This is a genomic window from Streptococcus mitis (assembly GCF_047459985.1).
Taxonomy (GTDB): Bacteria; Bacillota; Bacilli; order Lactobacillales; family Streptococcaceae; genus Streptococcus; species Streptococcus mitis_DZ.
This window is the reverse complement of record NZ_JASHHD010000021.1, coordinates 1-18227: the sequence shown is the minus strand read 5'-3', so window position 1 is coordinate 18227 and position 18227 is coordinate 1. Positions and strand designations below refer to the sequence as shown.

Below are 18227 nucleotides of genomic sequence, written 5' to 3'. Positions count from 1 at the left end.
TTTATGTTTTGTCATAGTAGACCTCATTTCTAACTCAAACGTCTCATACTTAATTCCACCATAAAAATCCGTTTTAGACTAACTTCCACTTTGGTTAGACAAGTGGAAGTTACTTTGAGAAGTTACCTCCCTATTAACGATATCCATAATTTGGATATTAGGGTCTTTGATATCGAGCAGTTTTGTGATAAAATGTAATTGTTCCATATGAATCTTTCTAATGATGGTTTGGTTGCTTTTCATTATAGATCTTATGGGACTTTTTTCTACACTAAAATAGGCTCCATAATATCCATAGGGGATTTACCCACTATAAATAGTATAGAATCGTTTTATATAGTTTATTTTTGTTGTACAACTTTGCTATTACTTCCAAGCCTTGAGTGAAATTTCTCCGCTATTTATCCAAATTTCTTTTCCGTTATCACATTGAACTAAAAGTTTTCCACTTTCAGAGATATCTTTAGCAAGTCCCTTGTAGTCTTTTTGATCTAGTGTAAAAGTAACTTCTTTTCCTAGAACAAATGACTGTTTTTTATATAGGTATAATAACTCATCTGCTGGTGTTTCGAAGAAAGCACGCCATATTTCTATAATTAATTCATTTCTTGTTATAGGAGCTGGTGCTTTAAATAAGCTAGCAGCTTTTTCTTTTAATTCCTGGGGGAAGTCTTTAATAGTAAAGTTGATTCCTACTCCAATAATGATATCTGTGACTAAGCCAGTTTCTATAGAGGTCATTGCCTCAGTAAGGATTCCTCCAATTTTATGATTGTTTAGGTAGATATCATTGACCCATTTTATGTCGACATCTATTAAAGTTAGGTTCTTAATGGCCTTGTAGACAGCTCCTGCTACAAGTAGTGTGTAGGATGGTAATTTATCATAGGGGAGATTGGGTTTAAGATGGAGTGTCATATAAATGCCACCTTGTGGTGAGTAGAAAGAACGTTGAAAACGACCTCGTCCTGCGGTTTGATATGAAGCTAGGTAGAGAGTGTTCGTCTCATTCCCTAAATCAATTGCTTCTTTTGCATCCAACTGTGTTGATTTTGTTTCGGGTTTAAAACTGACCTTAATTGGAAGATTTTCTTCTAGTATATCTGGAAGAATAAGGTCACCATTTAATATTTTATAGCCTTTGTTTTTGATACTATCAATTTCAATGCCTTCTTGTTCTAGCCGCTTGATAGCTTTCCAAATTGATGTTCGGCTTAGGGATAGTTCTTCTGCTATCTTTTCTCCGCTAATATAGTCGGTTTCTTTAGATAGGATTTGGTAGACAGCTTGGTAGGATTTCATAGTGTTGCCTTTCTTTATGAATAGTATATGATTTGAATCTAGTCTGGATAGTTGCACTTAATCTATAATTTATTACTACCATTTTAACATATGCCTAGTATTTACGGCATGATTTTCTTAGAGTAAATGCAATCATTAAGCTTGAGTTTTGAAATCTCAGTATTTTTGCTCCCTTTTTTACCTAGTAAACGTTTGCCTTTGTTTTCAAATTGCTCAAAAAGTGGTACAATATAGGATAGCTTACTATTATCTGAATCAGTTGATTTGGAGAGAAAGGATTCATTTTGAAATCAATAGGCTTTATTGAAAAGCTGAAAGGGTTGTCTAGTAAAGAGCTGATTTTGTTGGGAATTATCCTGAGTATCTTTTTACCCTTTTATCTTTTTGTAGTTGTATTCTGTTTATATATTATCAGTTTGATTTTTACAGGAGACATGAAAAGTATTCTTCAGAAAATGGGGGAGCATCCGATGCTGCTTCTTTTTCTTGGCTATAGTACTGTTATATCCACTTTTGCACAAAATTGGATGGGTCTTGTGGCTTCAGTAGGAATTTTTCTATTTACTGTTTTCTTTTTACACTATCAGTCGATTTTATCACATAAATTCTTTCGATTGATTTTGCAGCTCGTCTTGTTTGGTAGCGTATTATCAGCTGCTTTTGCGAGTTTAGAACATTTCCAAATTGTGAAGAAATTCAACTATGCTTTTCTTTCACCCAATATGCAGGTATGGCATCAGAATCGTGCAGAAGTGACCTTCTTTAATCCTAATTATTATGGAATTATTTGTTGTTTCTGTATTATGATTGCCTTCTATCTGTTTACAACGACCAAGTTGAATTGGTTGAAGGTATTCTGTGTGATTGCAGGCTTTGTGAATCTCTTTGGATTGAACTTTACTCAAAATCGAACTGCCTTTCCTGCTATTATCGCTGGAGCAATTATTTATCTCTTTACGACCATTAAAAATTGGAAGGCCTTTTGGCTTAGTATTGGAGTCTTCGCGATTGGCTTGAGTTTCCTCTTTTCTAGTGATTTGGGAGTTCGGATGGGGACTTTAGATTCTTCTATGGAAGAACGCATTTCTATCTGGGATGCTGGGATGGCCTTGTTTAAGCAAAATCCTTTTTGGGGTGAAGGGCCATTGAGCTATATGCACTCTTATCCTCGGATACATGCTCCTTATCATGAACATGCTCACAGCCTTTATATTGATACGATTCTGAGTTACGGAATTGTGGGAACTATTTTATTAGTTTTATCTTCTGTTGCTCCTGTTCGCTTGATGATGGATATGAGTCAGGAGTCGGGGAAACGTCCGATTATCGGTCTTTATCTATCTTTCCTTACAGTGGTTGCTGTACACGGAATCTTTGACTTGGCCCTCTTCTGGATCCAGTCAGGCTTCATTTTCTTGTTAGTTATGTGCAGTATTCCGTTGGAGCGTCGAACGTTGGTCTCGGACATGACGGATTAAGTTTATAAGATTAAAATCTTCTACCTGAGGTGGGAGATTTTTTACTGGGAAAAATTATTTCTAAATCGAAATAGTTGACAGATGGAACAATGAGTGTTACAATATGTTTATTCATTTCGGTATAGAAATAAATTGGAGGTGTCATGAAAGATAATCATTTGGTAGCCCATCATATTCGTTTGTTGAATGGGCGGATTTTTCAAAAGTTACTGAGGCAAGATCCTAAAGCTCTTTATAGGAGTGAGCAGGGCAAGATTTTAGCAGTTTTATGGAATAGTGAGACGGGCTGTGCAACTGCAACAGACATTGCTTTGGCGACTGGGTTTGCTAATAATACGTTGACGACTATGATAAAAAAGTTAGAGGAGCAAAATCTTGTAACTGTTAGCCCATGTGGAGAAGACAAACGTAAGAAGTATTTGGTTTTAACAGAGCTGGGGAAGTCTCAGAAAGAAGTGGGGCATCGTGTCAGTCAGAAATTGGATACTATCTTTTACAAAGGATTTTCAGAGGAAGAAATTTGTCAGTATGAAGGTTTTCAAGAAAGAATTTTGGCTAATCTGAAAGAGCAGGGAAATGAGGATTAGAATATGTCAAAACAAGTTGAAAATGCTCACAACCTATACATTCATGCTATTCAAGACGGACGAGTTGCTGAGGCTCAAGCCCAGTCTGTAGGGGATACCTATATCCAACATTCGACAGGTGTGCCTGATGGGAAAGAAGGATTTGCAGCTTTCTTTGCGAATTTCTTCGAGCGCCATCCAGAGCGTCAGATTAAGATTGTCCGCACTATTGAGGATGGCAATCTGGTCTTTGTTCATGTTCATCAATATCTGAATGGTGGGGAAGCTCAATGGGTGACAACGGATACTTTCCGTTCGGATGAGAATGGTCGTACCGTGGAGCATTGGGATGTCATTGACTACTATCGCACTCCAGAAAATGGGCAGTTAGACCAAATCTTTGGCGATTTTGAAATCAAGGATGTGGATAAAAAAGCAGAAAATAAAAAAACTGTTCGTCGTTTCTTGACAGAAATTTTCCAAAATGGGGAGCTAGAGCAGTGGAGTGATTATGTAGCGGACGATTTGATTCAGCATCATCATGAGATTGGCCAAGGAAGTGATGCTTATAAAAACTATGTTACTGAGCATGATGTCACTTTTGACTTTGTTTTCCAACTATTAGGACAAGGAAACTATGTGGTTAGCTATGGTCAGACTCAGATTGATGGAGTTGCTTATGCCCAGTACGATATCTTCCGTCTAGAAGACGGGAAAATTGTGGAGCATTGGGACAATAAGGAAGTTATGCCTAAGGTAGAAGACTTGACCAATCGAGGCAAGTTTTAAATTGAGGATACAGAATGATTGAATACAAAAATGTAGCTTTACGTTATACAGAAAAAGATGTCTTGAGAGATGTTAATTTACGGATTGAGAATGGGGAGTTTATGGTTTTAGTTGGGCCTTCTGGATCCGGTAAGACAACCATGCTTAAGATGATCAACCGTCTCTTGGAACCAACTGATGGAAATATTTATATGGATGGCAAGCGCATCAAAGATTATGATGAGCGAGAACTTCGTCTTTCTACTGGTTATGTTTTACAGGCTATTGCCCTCTTTCCAAATCTAACAGTTGCGGAAAACATTGCCCTGATTCCTGAAATGAAGGGGTGGAGTAAGGAAGAAATTGCTCGTAAAACAGAAGAGTTTTTGGCTAAGGTTGGCTTACCAGTAGCTGAGTATGGGCATCGACTTCCGAGTGAATTATCTGGTGGAGAACAGCAGCGAGTTGGTATTGTCCGTGCTATGATTGGCCAGCCAAAGATTCTCCTCATGGATGAACCCTTTTCAGCCTTGGATGCTATTTCGAGAAAACAGTTGCAGGTTCTGACTAAAGAATTGCATAAAGAGTCTGGGATGACAACGATTTTTGTAACCCACGATACGGATGAGGCCTTGAAGTTGGCGGACCGTATTGCTGTTTTGCAGGATGGAGAGATTCGTCAGGTGGCGAATCCCGAAACCATTTTAAAAACTCCTGCCACAGACTTTGTTGCAGATTTATTTGGAGGTAGTGTTCATGACTAATTTAATTGCAACTTTTCAGGATCGTTTTAGTGATTGGTTGACAGCCCTATCTCAACATTTGCAGTTGTCACTTTTGACCTTGTTACTAGCTATTTTGCTTGCGATTCCCTTGGCTGTTTATCTTCGCTATCATGAGAAGTTGGCGGACTGGGCCTTGCAGATTGCAGGGATTTTCCAGACCATCCCGTCTCTGGCCTTGTTGGGGCTCTTTATCCCCTTGATGGGAATTGGAACTTTACCAGCTTTGACAGCTCTAGTGATTTATGCGATTTTCCCGATTTTGCAAAATACCATCACTGGGCTGAAGGGAATTGATCCGAACCTGCAAGAGGCTGGGATTGCTTTTGGGATGACCAGATGGGAGCGTCTCAAGAAGTTTGAAATTCCACTTGCTATGCCTATTATCATGTCTGGAATTCGGACAGCAGCTGTCTTGATTATCGGTACAGCAACCTTGGCTGCCTTGATTGGTGCAGGGGGACTAGGTTCCTTTATCCTTTTGGGGATTGACCGTAATAATGCTAGTTTGATTTTGATTGGGGCACTTTCTTCTGCAGTGCTGGCTATTGCCTTTAACTTCCTACTAAAAGTTATGGAAAAAGCGAAATTGCGGACGATTTTCTCTGGTTTTGCCTTGGTGACGGTATTGCTGGGTCTGTCTTATAGTCCAGCCCTCTTGGCTCAAAAAGAGAAGGAAAACTTGATTATTGCTGGGAAATTGGGTCCAGAACCAGAAATTTTGGCCAATATGTATAAGTTGTTGATTGAAGAAAATACCAGTATGACTGCTACTGTTAAACCGAATTTTGGAAAGACAAGCTTTCTCTATGAAGCTCTGAAAAAAGGCGATATTGACATCTATCCTGAATTTACTGGCACGGTGACTGAAAGTTTGCTTCAACCATCACCCAAGGTGAGTCATGAGCCAGAGCAGGTTTATCAAGTGGCGCGTGATGGTATTGCCAAGCAGGATCATCTAGCCTATCTTAAACCCATGTCATATCAAAATACTTATGCTGTAGCTGTTCCGAAAAAGATTGCTCAAGAATATGGCTTGAAGAGCATTTCGGACTTGAAAAAAGCAGAAGGGCAGTTGAAGGCCGGTTTTACACTCGAGTTTAACGACCGTGAAGATGGCAATAAGGGATTGCAATCAATGTATGGTCTCAATCTCAATGTAGCAACCATGGAGCCAGCCCTTCGCTACCAGGCAATTCAGTCAGGTGATATTCAAATCACGGATGCCTATTCGACTGATGCGGAATTGGAGCGTTATGATTTACAGGTCTTGGAAGATGACAAGCAGCTCTTCCCACCTTATCAGGGGGCTCCACTGATGAATGAAGCTCTTCTCAAGAAACATCCAGAGTTGGAAGCTGTTCTTAATAAATTGGCTGGTAAGATTACAGAAAGTCAGATGAGCCAGCTTAACTATCAAGTGGGTGTTGAAGGCAAGCCAGCAGAACAAGTAGCCAAGGAATTTTTACAAGAAGAAGGTTTGTTGAAGAAATAGCTTGAAAATACTTAACTCAACTTTTTTAAACGACTATAGAGAAGAATGCTCAGATAATGTTGTCTGGGCTTTTTTGATGTTATACTCAATGAAAATCAAAGAGCAAACTAGGAAGCTAGCCGCAGGTTGCTCAAAGCACAGCTTTGAGATTGCAGATAAAACTGACGAAGTCAGCTCAAAACATGGTTTTGAGGTTGTAGATGAAACTGACGAAGTCAGTTACCTATACCTACGGCAAGGCGAATCTGACGTGGTTTGAAGAGATTTTCGAAGAGTATTGAAGTTATTGAATGTCATTAAAAATGGAAAGAAAGAGAAAATTTTCATGATTTTCTAAAATTTTACTGTAAATACACTTGACTATTCATAAGATAGGTGTATAATGTGTTGTGAACTACTTAACAAATAAGGATTTTCAGCTCATGTCGACTAAGGTTAGAAATCTTGTGTATAGACAGTTCATTATCTAATAGAGCGTTGCGTCCGAAAGTCTATCCAGACACGGCTCTTTAAAAACAAAAGGAGAAATGATGCATACTTATTTGCAAAAGAAAATTGAAAATATCAAAACAACTCTAGGTGAAATGTCAGGTGGTTACCGTCGTATGGTTGAGGCTATGGCTGATTTAGGATTTTCAGGAACTATGAAGGCAATTTGGAATGACCTCTTTGCCCATCGCAGTTTTGCTCAGTGGCTTTATTTGCTGGTTTTAGGAAGTTTTCCACTCTGGCTAGAGTTGGTTTATGAACACCGTATTGTTGACTGGATTGGGATGATTTGTAGCCTGACTGGGATTATCTGTGTTATCTTTGTATCGGAAGGTCGAGCAAGTAATTATCTTTTTGGCTTGATTAACTCTGTTATTTACCTTATTTTGGCCCTACAAAAAGGCTTTTATGGTGAGGTGCTGACGACACTTTACTTCACAGTCATGCAGCCAATTGGACTTTTAGTTTGGATTTATCAGGCACAGTTTAAGAAGGAAAAGCAGGAGTTTGTCGCTCGTAAACTGGACAGCAAGGGCTGGACAAAGTATCTTTCCATCAGTGTACTTTGGTGGTTGGCCTTTGGTTTCATTTATCAGTCTATTGGTGCTAATCGTCCCTATCGTGATTCAATCACAGATACGACCAATGGGGTAGGACAAATTCTCATGACAGCTGTTTACCGTGAACAGTGGATATTCTGGGCGGCTACCAATGTCTTTTCAATCTATCTCTGGTGGGGAGAAAGCCTGCAAATTCAAGGGAAATATCTAATTTATCTCATTAACAGTCTAGTTGGTTGGTATCAATGGAGCAAGGCTGCTAAGCAGAATACTGACTTACCTAACTAGGAAAAGATCTTTGAAAGTGCTGTTTTGAGATTTTGATTAAAAAAGATAGAGTTGATAATCAAGGATTTTACACTCAATGAAAAACAAAGAGCAAACTAGGAAACTAGCCGCAGGTTGCTCAAAACACTATTTTGAGGTTGCAGATAGAACTGACGAAGTCAGCTCAAAACATGGTTTTGAGGTTGTGGATAAAACTGACGAAGTCAGTAACCATACCTACGGCAAGGCGACGTTGACGTGGTTTGAAGAGATTTTCGAAGAGTATTATATTATGAAAAAGAGGATTGGCGAATCCTCTTTTGTTGTTGAAAAGATAAAAAACTCAGTAGCCTAGAAATAAGGCAACCGAGCTATACTCTGTATTCAATTTTTAGGAATGAGAAGGTCTAGATAAAACTGGATAACTTCATGGTCTGTAAAGTTTTGTCCTTTTTTGAGCCACCAGATCAGTGTTTCGATAAAATTGGTTACTACAAAATGTTTGAGGTAGGAGGCTGGTATGTTCGGATAGGCCTCTTGAAAATCCTCCGCTACCATGGGGTAAACATGGTGTTCGAGTTCCTTGTGTAGTTGACGGAGGAAGTAGTCATTTTTGGAAAATAGCAGACTAGTGATATGGTCTTGGTTTTTCTGAAAATGCAGAAAGAGGTGGGCGAGATAATCCTCGGTAGAAACGGATTGTTCTCTTTCAAAGAGGTGATGGAAGAGGTAGCGACAAAGCTCGTCCAGAAGTAGTTCCTTGCTCTCATAGTGACAGTAAAAGGTGGAACGTCCCACATCTGCGAGATCAATGATATCCTGAACTGTAGTGGCTTCGTATCCTTTATCGTTTAAAAGTTGTAGAAAAGCTTGATAGATGGCTTTTTTTGTTTTGCTGATACGGCGGTCAATGTTAGTCATATGGACACTTGAGGCAAATTGTTCAGAACGGAATAAAGCTGACATTTTGCTTCTATCCTTTCGTTGAGTTTTAGTGGATAATGATAATGAACAAGGTGTTCATAAATCTATTATAACAAAGGAATGAGAAAGATGAAGGTAAAATATACTGTTTGGGTAGCTTTTTTCTTAAATTTAAGCTATGCTATTGTTGAGTTTATCGCTGGAGGAATCTTTGGTTCGAGTGCTGTTCTTGCTGATTCTGTCCATGACTTGGGAGATGCTATAGCCATTGGCATATCGGCCTTTTTGGAAACAATCTCAAATCGAGAAGAAGATAGGCAGTACACCTTGGGTTACAAACGATTTAGTCTTTTAGGGGCCCTGGTGACTGCTGTGATTCTTATCACAGGATCCATCCTAGTGATTTTGGAAAATATAACGAAACTTTTTAATCCACAGCCCGTTAATGATGAAGGCATTCTCTGGCTAGGAATCATTGCAGTAAGTATCAATCTGCTAGCTAGTCTAGTAGTTCGTAAGGGAAAGACAAAGAACGAGTCAATTTTGAGCTTGCACTTTTTGGAAGATACTCTTGGTTGGTTGGCTGTCATTCTAATGGCGATTATCCTCAAATTTACAGATTGGTATATCCTTGATCCACTCTTATCTCTTGTCATTTCTATCTTCATTCTAACAAAAGCCATTCCTCGCTTTTGGAGTGCACTCAAGATTTTCTTGGATGCTGTGCCAGAAGGAGTAGAGACAGGGGATTTGGAGAAGGATTTGGAGGCTCTGATCAATGTCAAAAGTGTCAATCAACTTAGCATTTGGTCCATGGATGGTTTGGAAAATAACGCCATTATCCATCTCTGTTTAGAAGATTGGGAGCAGATGCTGGAAACAAAGAATCAAGTACGTCAGCTCTTAGAAGAAAGAGGAATTCAGAATATTACCATCGAAGTGGACGCCAGTCAAAGCAATCATGCGCAACATAAACGGAGGGTAACAGCCATAGAGCAGTCCCATGGGCATCAACACTAGAAAAAGTATGGGAAAAACTCAATTTCAAGAGACAATGAAGTAAATCTTCACGCAAAAAAACGTATAGTATCAAGGATTTTCAATACCTGATACTATGCGTTTTTTGCTTTTATAGACTTTTTGCCTAGCTTCTTTGATATCTGATTTGAAAGACGCTTTTCCCAACCTTTTTTTGATTGATGAAAAGGTATGCTAATAAGAGAACTGATAATGAAAAATTTTTTCGTTTAGATGCAAAATGCTTGACTTGGAGTGAACTTCAAGTTATATAATAAAATAAGTGGGTTATATTAGCTTAAACTCAGTGAATGAAATGGGAGGAGGTTAGTCTATGAATATTAAATCTGCCAGTGATTTGTTGGGAATTTCAGCGGATACGATTCGGTATTATGAACGGGTTGGTCTTGTGCCACCGATTACTCGAACTGTAACTGGAATTCGTGATTTTCAAGATCAGGATATCGAAGCACTGGAATTTATTAAGTGTTTTCGTTCGGCGGGTGTCTCTGTAGACAGTTTAGTTGACTATATGTCGCTCTACCAAAAAGGGGATGAAACGAGAGAGGAGAGGCTTGGTATTTTAGAAGAAGAAAAGCAAAAATTAGAGGAGCGCTTGTCTCAGTTACAGGCGGCTTTAAATCGTTTAAATCTCAAAATTAAACTTTATAAGGAAGGAAAATTTTAAATGAAATCAGCAGTATATACAAAGGCAGGTCAGGTTGGACTTGCTACAATTGAGCGTCCGCAAATAATAGAAGCGGATGATGTGATTATTCGTGTGGTTCGTGCGTGCGTTTGTGGTTCAGATTTATGGAGGTATCGTAATCCAGAAACGAAAGCTGGACACAAAAATAGTGGACACGAAGCGATTGGGATTGTCGAAGAAACTGGGGAAGCCATTACGACGGTGAAACCAGGTGACTTTGTCATCGTCCCCTTTACACATGGATGTGGTGAGTGTGATGCCTGTCTTGCAGGATTTGACGGCTCTTGCGACAATCATATTGGTAATAACTTGGGGGGCGATTTCCAGGCGGAATATATCCGTTTCCACTATGCCAACTGGGCGCTGGTTAAAATCCCAGGACAACCTTCAGATTATAGCGAAGGTATGCTAAAGTCCCTCTTGACTCTTGCAGATGTCATGCCGACAGGCTATCATGCGGCGCATGTTGCAAATGTTCAAAAAGGGGACAAGGTTGTTGTTATCGGTGATGGGGCTGTTGGTCAATGTGCTGTCATCGCGGCGAAGATGCGTGGTGCGTCACAAATTATCCTTATGAGTCGTCATGAAGATCGTCAAAAGATGGCTCTAGAGTCAGGTGCGACAGCTGTTGTTGCGGAACGTGGGCAAGAAGGTATTGCCAAGGTGCGTGAAATCCTCGGAGGAGGAGCAGACGCAGCACTTGAATGTGTTGGAACAGAAGCAGCGATTGATCAAGCACTGGGGGTTCTCCATAATGGAGGGCGCATGGGATTTGTTGGTGTACCGCACTATGAAAATCGAGCCATTGGCTCAACCTTTGGTCAAAATACAATAATCGGTGGTGGCCCAGCTTCTGTCACAACCTACGATAAGCAATTTTTACTAAAAGCCGTCCTTGATGGTGATATCAATCCAGGTCGCGTCTTTACTTCAAGTTATAAATTGGAAGATATCGACCAAGCCTACAAAGATATGGATGAACGTAAGACCGTTAAAGCTATGATTGTGATTGAATAGAAAAGAAAATCCTAATGGAGATTTGAGAATCTCTATTAGGATTTTTGGTCTTATTATATTAGTTGGGTTATGGCAGAGTACTTTCTCTCAGAGTCAGTCTGGTTCCCAGCATGGTCAGGCTAGGGATTTTGCGACCGTGGAGTACTTCCTTATTAAGAATATCCATACCTGCCCGGCCCATTTCTTCAGTATAGACGGTGATGCTGGAGAGGGGAGGATAGACCTGCTTGGTCAGGCTAGTGTCGTTAAAGGAAATAAGGCTAACGCAATCTGGTAGACTGATTCCAGCTTCTTGGAGCGCACGGAGGGCACCGATTGCAAGGCTATCACTAGCGGCAAAAAGTGCTGGTGGGAGTTGGTCTCCAAAGCTCTGAATGGCCTCCTTCATCAAGTCATAGCCAGACTGGGCAGTAAAGCTTCCTTGAAAGACCAGTTCATCACGATAGATTCCCTTTGTTTGACTATAGTTTCTGAAGTTTTCAAGTCGCTTGTCCTGAATGATTTCTTCTTGGTCAGTTGTTTCCTCAAGGCCTGTTAGAATTCCGATACGGTCCATTCCTTGGCTGAGGAAATAATCGACAACCTGTTTCATGGCAGTGTAAAAATCCGTGATAATGCAGGTATGCCCCAGGGACAGTGTATCGCTGTCTAGAAATACAAGAGGCTTTTGGTATTCTTCGAAGGCAGAAATCTGAGCTCGACTGAACTTTCCGATGCAAAGAATCCCAATCACTTCCTCACTTAGGGTAAAAGGATGGTCATTAAAATAGCGCAAGATATCATAGTCCAGTTCTTGGGCTCTTTTTTCTATGCCTAGGCGAATTTGGTAGTAGTAGAGGTCATCCAGCTCCCCTTGTTCGCTGACCCATTGGATAATGGCAATCTTTTGCTTGGGTTTGTGGGACTCGCCTGTCTTGAGGTGCTTGGTGTAGCCCAACTCTTCAGCAACCGTTAAAATACGGTGTCTGGTTTCTTCTGTAACAGATAGGCTCTGGTCGCGGTTGAGGACACGGGATACGGTCGCGATAGAGACAGAGGCTAGCTGTGCAATGTCTTTTAAGGTAGCCATAAAACCTCCTTCTTTTAGCTTAGTATATCATATTTTTCTGCTTTTTACTGATAGTTTAGTAAAAGTTTAGTAAAAAGGATTGACCTTGGGAAATCCCTTGGATACAATAGAAGAAAACGATTACACGTTAAGATGATACTCAATGAAAATCAAAAAGCAAACTAGGAAGCTAGCCGCAGGTTGCTCAAAGCACAGCTTTGAGGTTGCAGATGAAACTGACGAAGTCAGTAACCATACATACGGCAAGCTGAAGCTGACGTGGTTTGAAGAGATTTTCGAAGAGTATGACTTAACGAACAGTCAAAGGAGAATTCATATGACACAACATCTTACTGCTGATGCACTTCGCAAGGACTTTCTTGCTGTTTTTGGTCAAGAAGCAGACCAAACCTTCTTCTCGCCAGGCCGTATCAACTTGATTGGGGAGCATACTGACTACAACGGTGGCCATGTTTTCCCAGCAGCTATTTCATTAGGAACATATGGAGCTGCACGTAAGCGTGATGACCAAGTTTTGCGTTTCTACTCAGCAAACTTTGAGGACAAAGGCATTATCGAAGTTCCTCTAGCTGACCTTAAGTTTGAGAAAGAGCACAACTGGACCAACTATCCAAAAGGCGTTCTTCATTTCTTGCAAGAAGCTGGGCATGTGATTGACAAAGGTTTTGATTTCTATGTCTTTGGGAATATCCCAAATGGTTCGGGCTTGTCTTCTTCAGCATCCTTGGAGCTTTTGACTGGTGTCGTGGCAGAATACCTCTTTGACCTAAAATTGGACCGTCTAGATTTAGTAAAAATCGGGAAATTGACAGAGAATAACTTTATCGGCGTTAACTCTGGTATCATGGACCAATTTGCTATCGGTATGGGTGCAGACCAACGTGCTATTTACCTAGATACTAATACGTTAGAATACGACTTGGTTCCTCTTGATTTGAAAGACAATGTTGTTGTTATCATGAATACCAACAAACGCCGTGAACTAGCAGATTCTAAATATAATGAACGCCGTGCTGAATGTGAAAAAGCGGTAGAAGAACTTCAAGTTGCCTTGGATATCCAGACTTTAGGCGAATTGGATGAATGGGCTTTTGATGAATACAGCTACCTGATCAAAGACGCAAATCGTTTGAAACGTGCTCGCCATGCCGTTCTTGAAAACCAACGTACCCTTAAAGCACAAGCAGCTCTTCAAGCGGGAGATTTGGAAAAATTTGGTCGTTTGATGAATGCATCTCATGTTTCTTTGGAACATGACTATGAAGTGACTGGCTTGGAATTGGATACCCTTGTTCATACAGCTTGGGCTCAAAAAGGTGTTCTTGGTGCTCGTATGACAGGAGCAGGTTTTGGTGGTTGTGCTATTGCCTTGGTTCAAAAAGATGCAGTTGAATCCTTTAAAGAAGCTGTTGGCAAACACTATGAAGAAATCGTTGGTTACGCTCCAAGCTTCTATATCGCTGAAGTTGCAGGTGGAACTCACGTTCTTGAATAGTCAGAAGGAGGTTATCTAGTGACCTTATTAGAAAAATTTGTGAGCAAAGTCATTGCAGAAAGTAGCTTTGAAGAGTTGGATCGGATTTATCTGACCAATCGTGTTTTGGCTTTGGTTGGTGAAGGAATTTTTGACGTTGAGACTGACCAGGATAACTTGATTGACTTAAAAGATCAGCTTGTTGAGGAAGCGGTTCGATTAGCAACGATTGAAGATAGTCAGGCTGCGCGTGAGATTCTCGGTGCTGACCTCATGGACTTGGTAACCCCTTGTCCAAGTCAGGTTAATCGTGACTTTTGGGATACCTATGCCCAGTCACCAGAACAGGCGATAGAGGATTTTTACCAACTCAGTCAGAAAAATGACTACATTAAACTCAAGGCCATTGCTAAAAATATCGCTTATCGTGTTCCATCTGACTACGGAGAGCTTGAGATTACCATCAATCTCTCTAAGCCTGAGAAGGATCCGAAAGAGATTGCGGCAGCCAAGTTGGTACAAGCCAGCAATTATCCTCAGTGTCAGCTTTGTCTAGAGAATGAGGGCTATCATGGTCGAGTTAACCACCCAGCTCGTAGCAATCACCGTATCATCCGTTTTGAAATAGCGGGTCAGGAGTGGGGATTCCAGTATTCGCCCTATGCTTACTTTAATGAGCATTGTATTTTCTTAGATGGTCAGCATCGTCCCATGGCTATTAGTCGTCAGAGTTTTGAACGTCTGTTGGCTATTGTAGATCAGTTTCCAGGCTATTTTGCTGGGTCGAATGCTGATCTGCCAATCGTGGGTGGCTCTATCCTGACCCATGATCATTATCAAGGTGGGCGACATGTCTTTCCAATGGAAGTAGCGCCTTTACAGAAGAGCTTTACATTTAAAGGTTTTGAAACTGTCAAAGCAGGAATCGTTCAATGGCCTATGTCTGTAATTCGACTAACTTCAGATTCAGCAGATGATTTGACGGAACTAGCAGATAAAATCTTATTGGCTTGGCGTCAATACTCAGATCCGAGTGTGCAGGTCTTGGCAGAAAGCGACGGGACACCACACCATACCATTACTCCGATAGCCCGAAAACGAGATGGGCAGTTTGAGTTGGATTTGGTCTTGCGAGACAATCAAACCTCAGCAGAGCATCCAGATGGCATCTATCATCCTCATAAAGATGTCCAACATATCAAGAAGGAAAATATTGGCTTGATTGAGGTTATGGGCTTGGCCATCTTGCCACCACGCTTGAAGGAAGAAGTGGAGCAAGTAGCAGCTTACCTAGTCGGAGAGAATGTTGCAGTCGCAGATTATCACCAAGAATGGACAGATGAATTGAAAGAATCCCATCCTGGATTGACTGACAAAGTCCAAGCCCTTGAGATTGTCCAAGAGTCTGTCGGTAAAATCTTTGCTCGGGTATTGGAAGATGCTGGGGTATACAAGCAAACTGTAGAAGGACAAGAGGCCTTTATGCGCTTTGTCGAGCAGGTTGGGATTTTACCCGAATAAGGGCTTCTCCCTTGCACAGAATCTTGAAAAGTAGTATCATAGTGTCGTTTGAAACATCAGGAGGAAAGTATGAAAGATTTTCACTTTGACGCTATAGCTGCCTTTGAAAACTACGAAATTGAAAAAATGAGAGATGGTCACGTTGTGGTGACAACCAAAGTAGTGAACTCGTCGCTCAACTACTATGGCAATGCCCATGGTGGCTATCTCTTTACTCTTTGTGACCAGATTAGTGGTTTGGTGGTCATATCTCTGGGACTTGATGGAGTGACACTCCAATCTTCTATCAACTACCTCAAAGCAGGAAAACTTGATGATGTGCTGACCATTAAAGGAGAATGTGTCCATCAAGGTCGCACAACCTGTGTAGTGGATGTCGATATCACCAATCAAGAAGGCAGAAATGTCTGCAAGGCAACCTTTACCATGTTTGTCACAGGCCAACGGTCAGAAGACAGACAGGTGAGGATATAGATAAAGAAAAAAGAGGCTCGCACCTCTTTTTCTTATTTCTTTTTATGATTTAACACGGCATTGAGGACAATGGCGAGTAGGCTGGCTACGACGATTCCGTTTGAGAAGAACATTTGGAAGGCTGTCGGCATGCTGACAAATAGATTACTATTGTTGAGTCCGACACCTGCAGCGATTGAAACTGCTGCAATAAGGAAGTTGTGTTCATTGTTAGCAAAGTCAACACGAGCGAGGATTTGCATTCCTTGAATCGATACAAAACCAAACATCACCAGCATGGCACCACCGAGGACAGGGCTCGGAATGATTTGGGCAAGGGCGCCAAACTTAGGAAGAAGTCCAAGGAGAACCAGGAAACCAGCTGCGTAGTAGATTGGTAGGCGAGTCTTGATACCTGATAATTTAACCAAGCCAACGTTTTGTGAAAATCCTGTGTAAGGGAAGGTGTTAAAGATTCCTCCGAGAAGTACGGCCAAACCTTCTGCGCGGTAACCGTTACGCAGGCGCGTGCTGTCGATTGGATCCTTTGTGATATCAGACAAGGCCAGATAAACACCAGTTGACTCAACCATAGAAACCGTTGCGATGATACACATCATGACAATAGATGAGATTTCAAAAGTTGGCATCCCAAAGTAGAGTGGAGTTGGGACATGGACAAGTGGTGCTGCTGCAACAGGAGAGAAGTCAACCAAGCCCATGCTAGCAGCAATGGCAGTTCCAACAACCAGACCAATCAAAATAGAGATAGACTTGATAAATCCTTTGGTAAAGATGTTAATCAAGAGAATAATCAAAACAGTAATAGCAGCAAGCAAGAGACTTTGACCAGTTGGCTCTGGAACGTTATTTCCCATATTTCCAATAGCGACAGGGATCAAGGTTAAACCAATCGTGGTAATAACAGATCCTGTTACGATAGATGGGAAGAGATTGGCCACTTTTGAGAAGATTCCTGAAACAAGAACCACGTAAATCCCTGATGCGATAAGGGCACCAAACATAGCACCACTGCCATGGCTTTGCCCAATCATAATCAAGGGAGCGACCGACTGGAAGGCAACTCCGAGAACGACTGGAAGTCCAATACCAAAGTATTTGTTGAGTTGGAGTTGAAGGAAGGTTGCCACTCCACACATGAAGATATCTGTAGAAATCAGGTAGGTCAACTGCTCAGCTGAATAGCCAAGGGCTGTCGCAATCATGATAGGAACCAGAATAGATCCTGAGTACATGGCTAGTAAGTGTTGCAAGCCAAGAATGGCTGCTTGCGAATGTTTTTCTTGAGTTTGCATTAGAGATCTGCCTCCTTAAATACGACCTGACCATTTTCAAAACGATCCAAACGAGCGAGTGATAGTACAGGGTAGCCTGCTTTTTCAAGCAAATCACGACCATCTTGGAAGGATTTTTCAATCACAATACCGATGGCTTCGACTTTGGCACCGGCCTGTTCGATGATTTGAATCAAGCCTTTGGCAGCTTGTCCATTGGCAAGAAAATCATCGATGATTAAGACCTTATCATCTGGTGAGAGGAATTTTCCAGCGATAGAAACGGTGCTGGTCACTTGCTTGGTGAAGGAGTATACTTCAGCAGTTAAGATACCTTCGTTCATGGTGATGTTTTTAGCTTTTTTGGCGAAAATCATGGGAACATCTAAGGCTTCAGCTGTAAAAACGGCTGGGGCAATACCTGACGCTTCAATGGTTACGACCTTGGTAATTCCAGCAGACGCGAATTTTTCCGAAAAAACCTTACCAATCTCTCTCATCAAGTTAAAGTCAACTTGGTGGGTTAAAAAAGAATCCACCTTGAGGATGTTGTCACCCAAGATATGCCCATCCTTGAGGATGCGCTCTTCTAATAATTTCATAAGACCTCCTAAAGTATAAAAGCCAATCCATTTTCTTGTTCCAGATTTCTATCCAGTAAAACTGATAGAAAAAGGACCTACTTAATCTCTAAGTAAGTCCCCAAAATAGGCATGGTAAAAACGACCATACCTCACTGCTAACTTACTTATTGTTAGGTGTTCCGGCACCTTGTAGAAACGTCGTGCCAATTCACGACATAAACAAGTAAAATGATATTTAATTTTAAACAGGCTTGAGCCAATGTTTTTATTTTACACTAAATAACTTTAGAAATCAAATGTTTTGTTAGGATTTAGATAAAAAAAGCGAACGGTAACTTCTCAAAGTAACTTCCACTTGTCTGACCAAAGTGGAAGTTAGTCTAAAACGGATTTTTATGGTGGAATTAAGTATGAGACGTTTGAGTTAGAAATGAGGTCTACTATGACAAAACATAAA

Annotated in this window: 20 protein-coding genes and 1 riboswitch; of the genes, 14 read left to right on the top strand and 6 right to left on the bottom strand. The window is 40.9% G+C overall.

Annotated features, from left to right (window positions below; translation table 11 throughout):
- Positions 1-78 precede the first annotated feature (78 nt).
- A complete protein-coding gene (locus QM959_RS08935; RefSeq protein WP_414372769.1) occupies positions 79-207 on the bottom strand; it encodes a hypothetical protein in 129 nt (42 codons plus the stop codon).
- A gap of 159 nt (positions 208-366) precedes the next feature.
- Entirely contained in the window at positions 367-1302 is a 936-nt protein-coding gene (gene birA, locus QM959_RS08930; RefSeq protein ID WP_247934849.1) for a bifunctional biotin--[acetyl-CoA-carboxylase] ligase/biotin operon repressor BirA, read from the bottom strand.
- Between the two features lie 284 nt (positions 1303-1586).
- Here birA and QM959_RS08925 point away from each other — a divergent pair, with 284 nt between their 5' ends.
- From QM959_RS08925 to QM959_RS08890, 8 genes are all read left to right on the top strand, one after another.
- Positions 1587-2780: an O-antigen ligase family protein gene (locus QM959_RS08925; protein ID WP_247934850.1), complete on the top strand. Its 1194-nt coding sequence runs from the start codon at positions 1587-1589 to the stop codon at positions 2778-2780.
- A gap of 143 nt (positions 2781-2923) precedes the next feature.
- Positions 2924-3367 carry a MarR family transcriptional regulator gene (locus QM959_RS08920; protein WP_247934851.1) on the top strand — a complete coding sequence of 148 codons (444 nt, stop codon included), beginning with the start codon at positions 2924-2926 and terminating at the stop codon, positions 3365-3367.
- A 3-nt stretch (positions 3368-3370) separates the two neighbouring features.
- The gene (locus QM959_RS08915; protein WP_247934852.1) at positions 3371-4135 is read left to right on the top strand and encodes a nuclear transport factor 2 family protein; all 765 of its coding nucleotides are present in this window, start codon (positions 3371-3373) and stop codon (positions 4133-4135) included.
- 14 nt (positions 4136-4149) lie between these two features.
- Entirely contained in the window at positions 4150-4878 is a 729-nt protein-coding gene (locus QM959_RS08910) for an ABC transporter ATP-binding protein (protein ID WP_247934853.1), read from the top strand.
- Complete coding sequence (locus tag QM959_RS08905) at positions 4871-6391, top strand: ABC transporter permease/substrate-binding protein (RefSeq protein WP_247934854.1); 1521 nt, start codon at positions 4871-4873, stop codon at positions 6389-6391. Before QM959_RS08910 ends, QM959_RS08905 begins: the two co-directional genes overlap by 8 nt.
- 88 nt (positions 6392-6479) lie before the next feature.
- Positions 6480-6650, top strand: a complete 171-nt coding sequence (locus QM959_RS08900; protein ID WP_414372761.1) for a hypothetical protein — start codon at positions 6480-6482, stop codon at positions 6648-6650.
- A 271-nt stretch (positions 6651-6921) separates the two neighbouring features.
- Positions 6922-7728, top strand: coding sequence for a nicotinamide riboside transporter PnuC (gene pnuC, locus QM959_RS08895; protein ID WP_414372767.1), 807 nt, complete (start codon positions 6922-6924; stop codon positions 7726-7728).
- Between the two features lie 76 nt (positions 7729-7804).
- Positions 7805-8062 (top strand): hypothetical protein, encoded by a 258-nt coding sequence (locus QM959_RS08890; RefSeq protein ID WP_414372759.1) that lies wholly within the window; start codon positions 7805-7807, stop codon positions 8060-8062.
- Positions 8063-8091: 29 nt separating this feature from the next.
- On the opposite strand, the gene QM959_RS08885 is transcribed toward QM959_RS08890, so the two are convergent.
- Positions 8092-8628 carry a TetR/AcrR family transcriptional regulator gene (locus tag QM959_RS08885; protein WP_414372765.1) on the bottom strand — a complete coding sequence of 179 codons (537 nt, stop codon included), beginning with the start codon at positions 8626-8628 and terminating at the stop codon, positions 8092-8094.
- A gap of 132 nt (positions 8629-8760) precedes the next feature.
- Between QM959_RS08885 and QM959_RS08880 the strand changes: the two genes are divergently transcribed.
- The 3 genes from QM959_RS08880 to QM959_RS08870 all read left to right on the top strand — a co-directional run bounded on the left by QM959_RS08880 (position 8761) and on the right by QM959_RS08870 (position 11374).
- The gene (locus QM959_RS08880) at positions 8761-9651 is read left to right on the top strand and encodes a cation diffusion facilitator family transporter (RefSeq protein ID WP_414372757.1); all 891 of its coding nucleotides are present in this window, start codon (positions 8761-8763) and stop codon (positions 9649-9651) included.
- Between the two features lie 331 nt (positions 9652-9982).
- Positions 9983-10336 carry a stress response transcriptional regulator NmlR gene (gene nmlR / locus QM959_RS08875; RefSeq protein WP_414372755.1) on the top strand — a complete coding sequence of 118 codons (354 nt, stop codon included), beginning with the start codon at positions 9983-9985 and terminating at the stop codon, positions 10334-10336.
- Positions 10337-11374, top strand: coding sequence for a zinc-binding dehydrogenase (locus QM959_RS08870; RefSeq protein ID WP_414372753.1), 1038 nt, complete (start codon positions 10337-10339; stop codon positions 11372-11374).
- A gap of 67 nt (positions 11375-11441) precedes the next feature.
- Here the strand turns inward: QM959_RS08870 and galR are convergent, their stop codons facing one another.
- On the bottom strand, positions 11442-12443 hold the full coding sequence (galR, locus tag QM959_RS08865; RefSeq protein WP_414372751.1) for a DNA-binding transcriptional regulator GalR: 1002 nt from the start codon (positions 12441-12443) through the stop codon (positions 11442-11444).
- Positions 12444-12759: 316 nt separating this feature from the next.
- On the opposite strand from galR, the gene QM959_RS08860 reads away from it, so the two are divergent.
- The 3 genes from QM959_RS08860 to QM959_RS08850 all read left to right on the top strand — a co-directional run bounded on the left by QM959_RS08860 (position 12760) and on the right by QM959_RS08850 (position 15912).
- Positions 12760-13938, top strand: coding sequence for a galactokinase (locus QM959_RS08860; RefSeq protein ID WP_414372764.1), 1179 nt, complete (start codon positions 12760-12762; stop codon positions 13936-13938).
- A gap of 18 nt (positions 13939-13956) precedes the next feature.
- Positions 13957-15438, top strand: a complete 1482-nt coding sequence (locus tag QM959_RS08855) for a UDP-glucose--hexose-1-phosphate uridylyltransferase (protein ID WP_414372750.1) — start codon at positions 13957-13959, stop codon at positions 15436-15438.
- A gap of 69 nt (positions 15439-15507) precedes the next feature.
- On the top strand, positions 15508-15912 hold the full coding sequence (locus QM959_RS08850) for a PaaI family thioesterase (protein ID WP_414372748.1): 405 nt from the start codon (positions 15508-15510) through the stop codon (positions 15910-15912).
- A gap of 32 nt (positions 15913-15944) precedes the next feature.
- Here QM959_RS08850 and QM959_RS08845 read toward each other — a convergent pair whose 3' ends face one another.
- On the bottom strand, positions 15945-17207 hold the full coding sequence (locus QM959_RS08845; protein WP_125386837.1) for a nucleobase:cation symporter-2 family protein: 1263 nt from the start codon (positions 17205-17207) through the stop codon (positions 15945-15947).
- Positions 17207-17788 carry a xanthine phosphoribosyltransferase gene (locus tag QM959_RS08840; protein ID WP_414372746.1) on the bottom strand — a complete coding sequence of 194 codons (582 nt, stop codon included), beginning with the start codon at positions 17786-17788 and terminating at the stop codon, positions 17207-17209. Before QM959_RS08840 ends, QM959_RS08845 begins: the two co-directional genes overlap by 1 nt.
- A gap of 129 nt (positions 17789-17917) precedes the next feature.
- Positions 17918-18013: riboswitch (purine riboswitch) on the bottom strand.
- Positions 18014-18227: the final 214 nt, after the last annotated feature.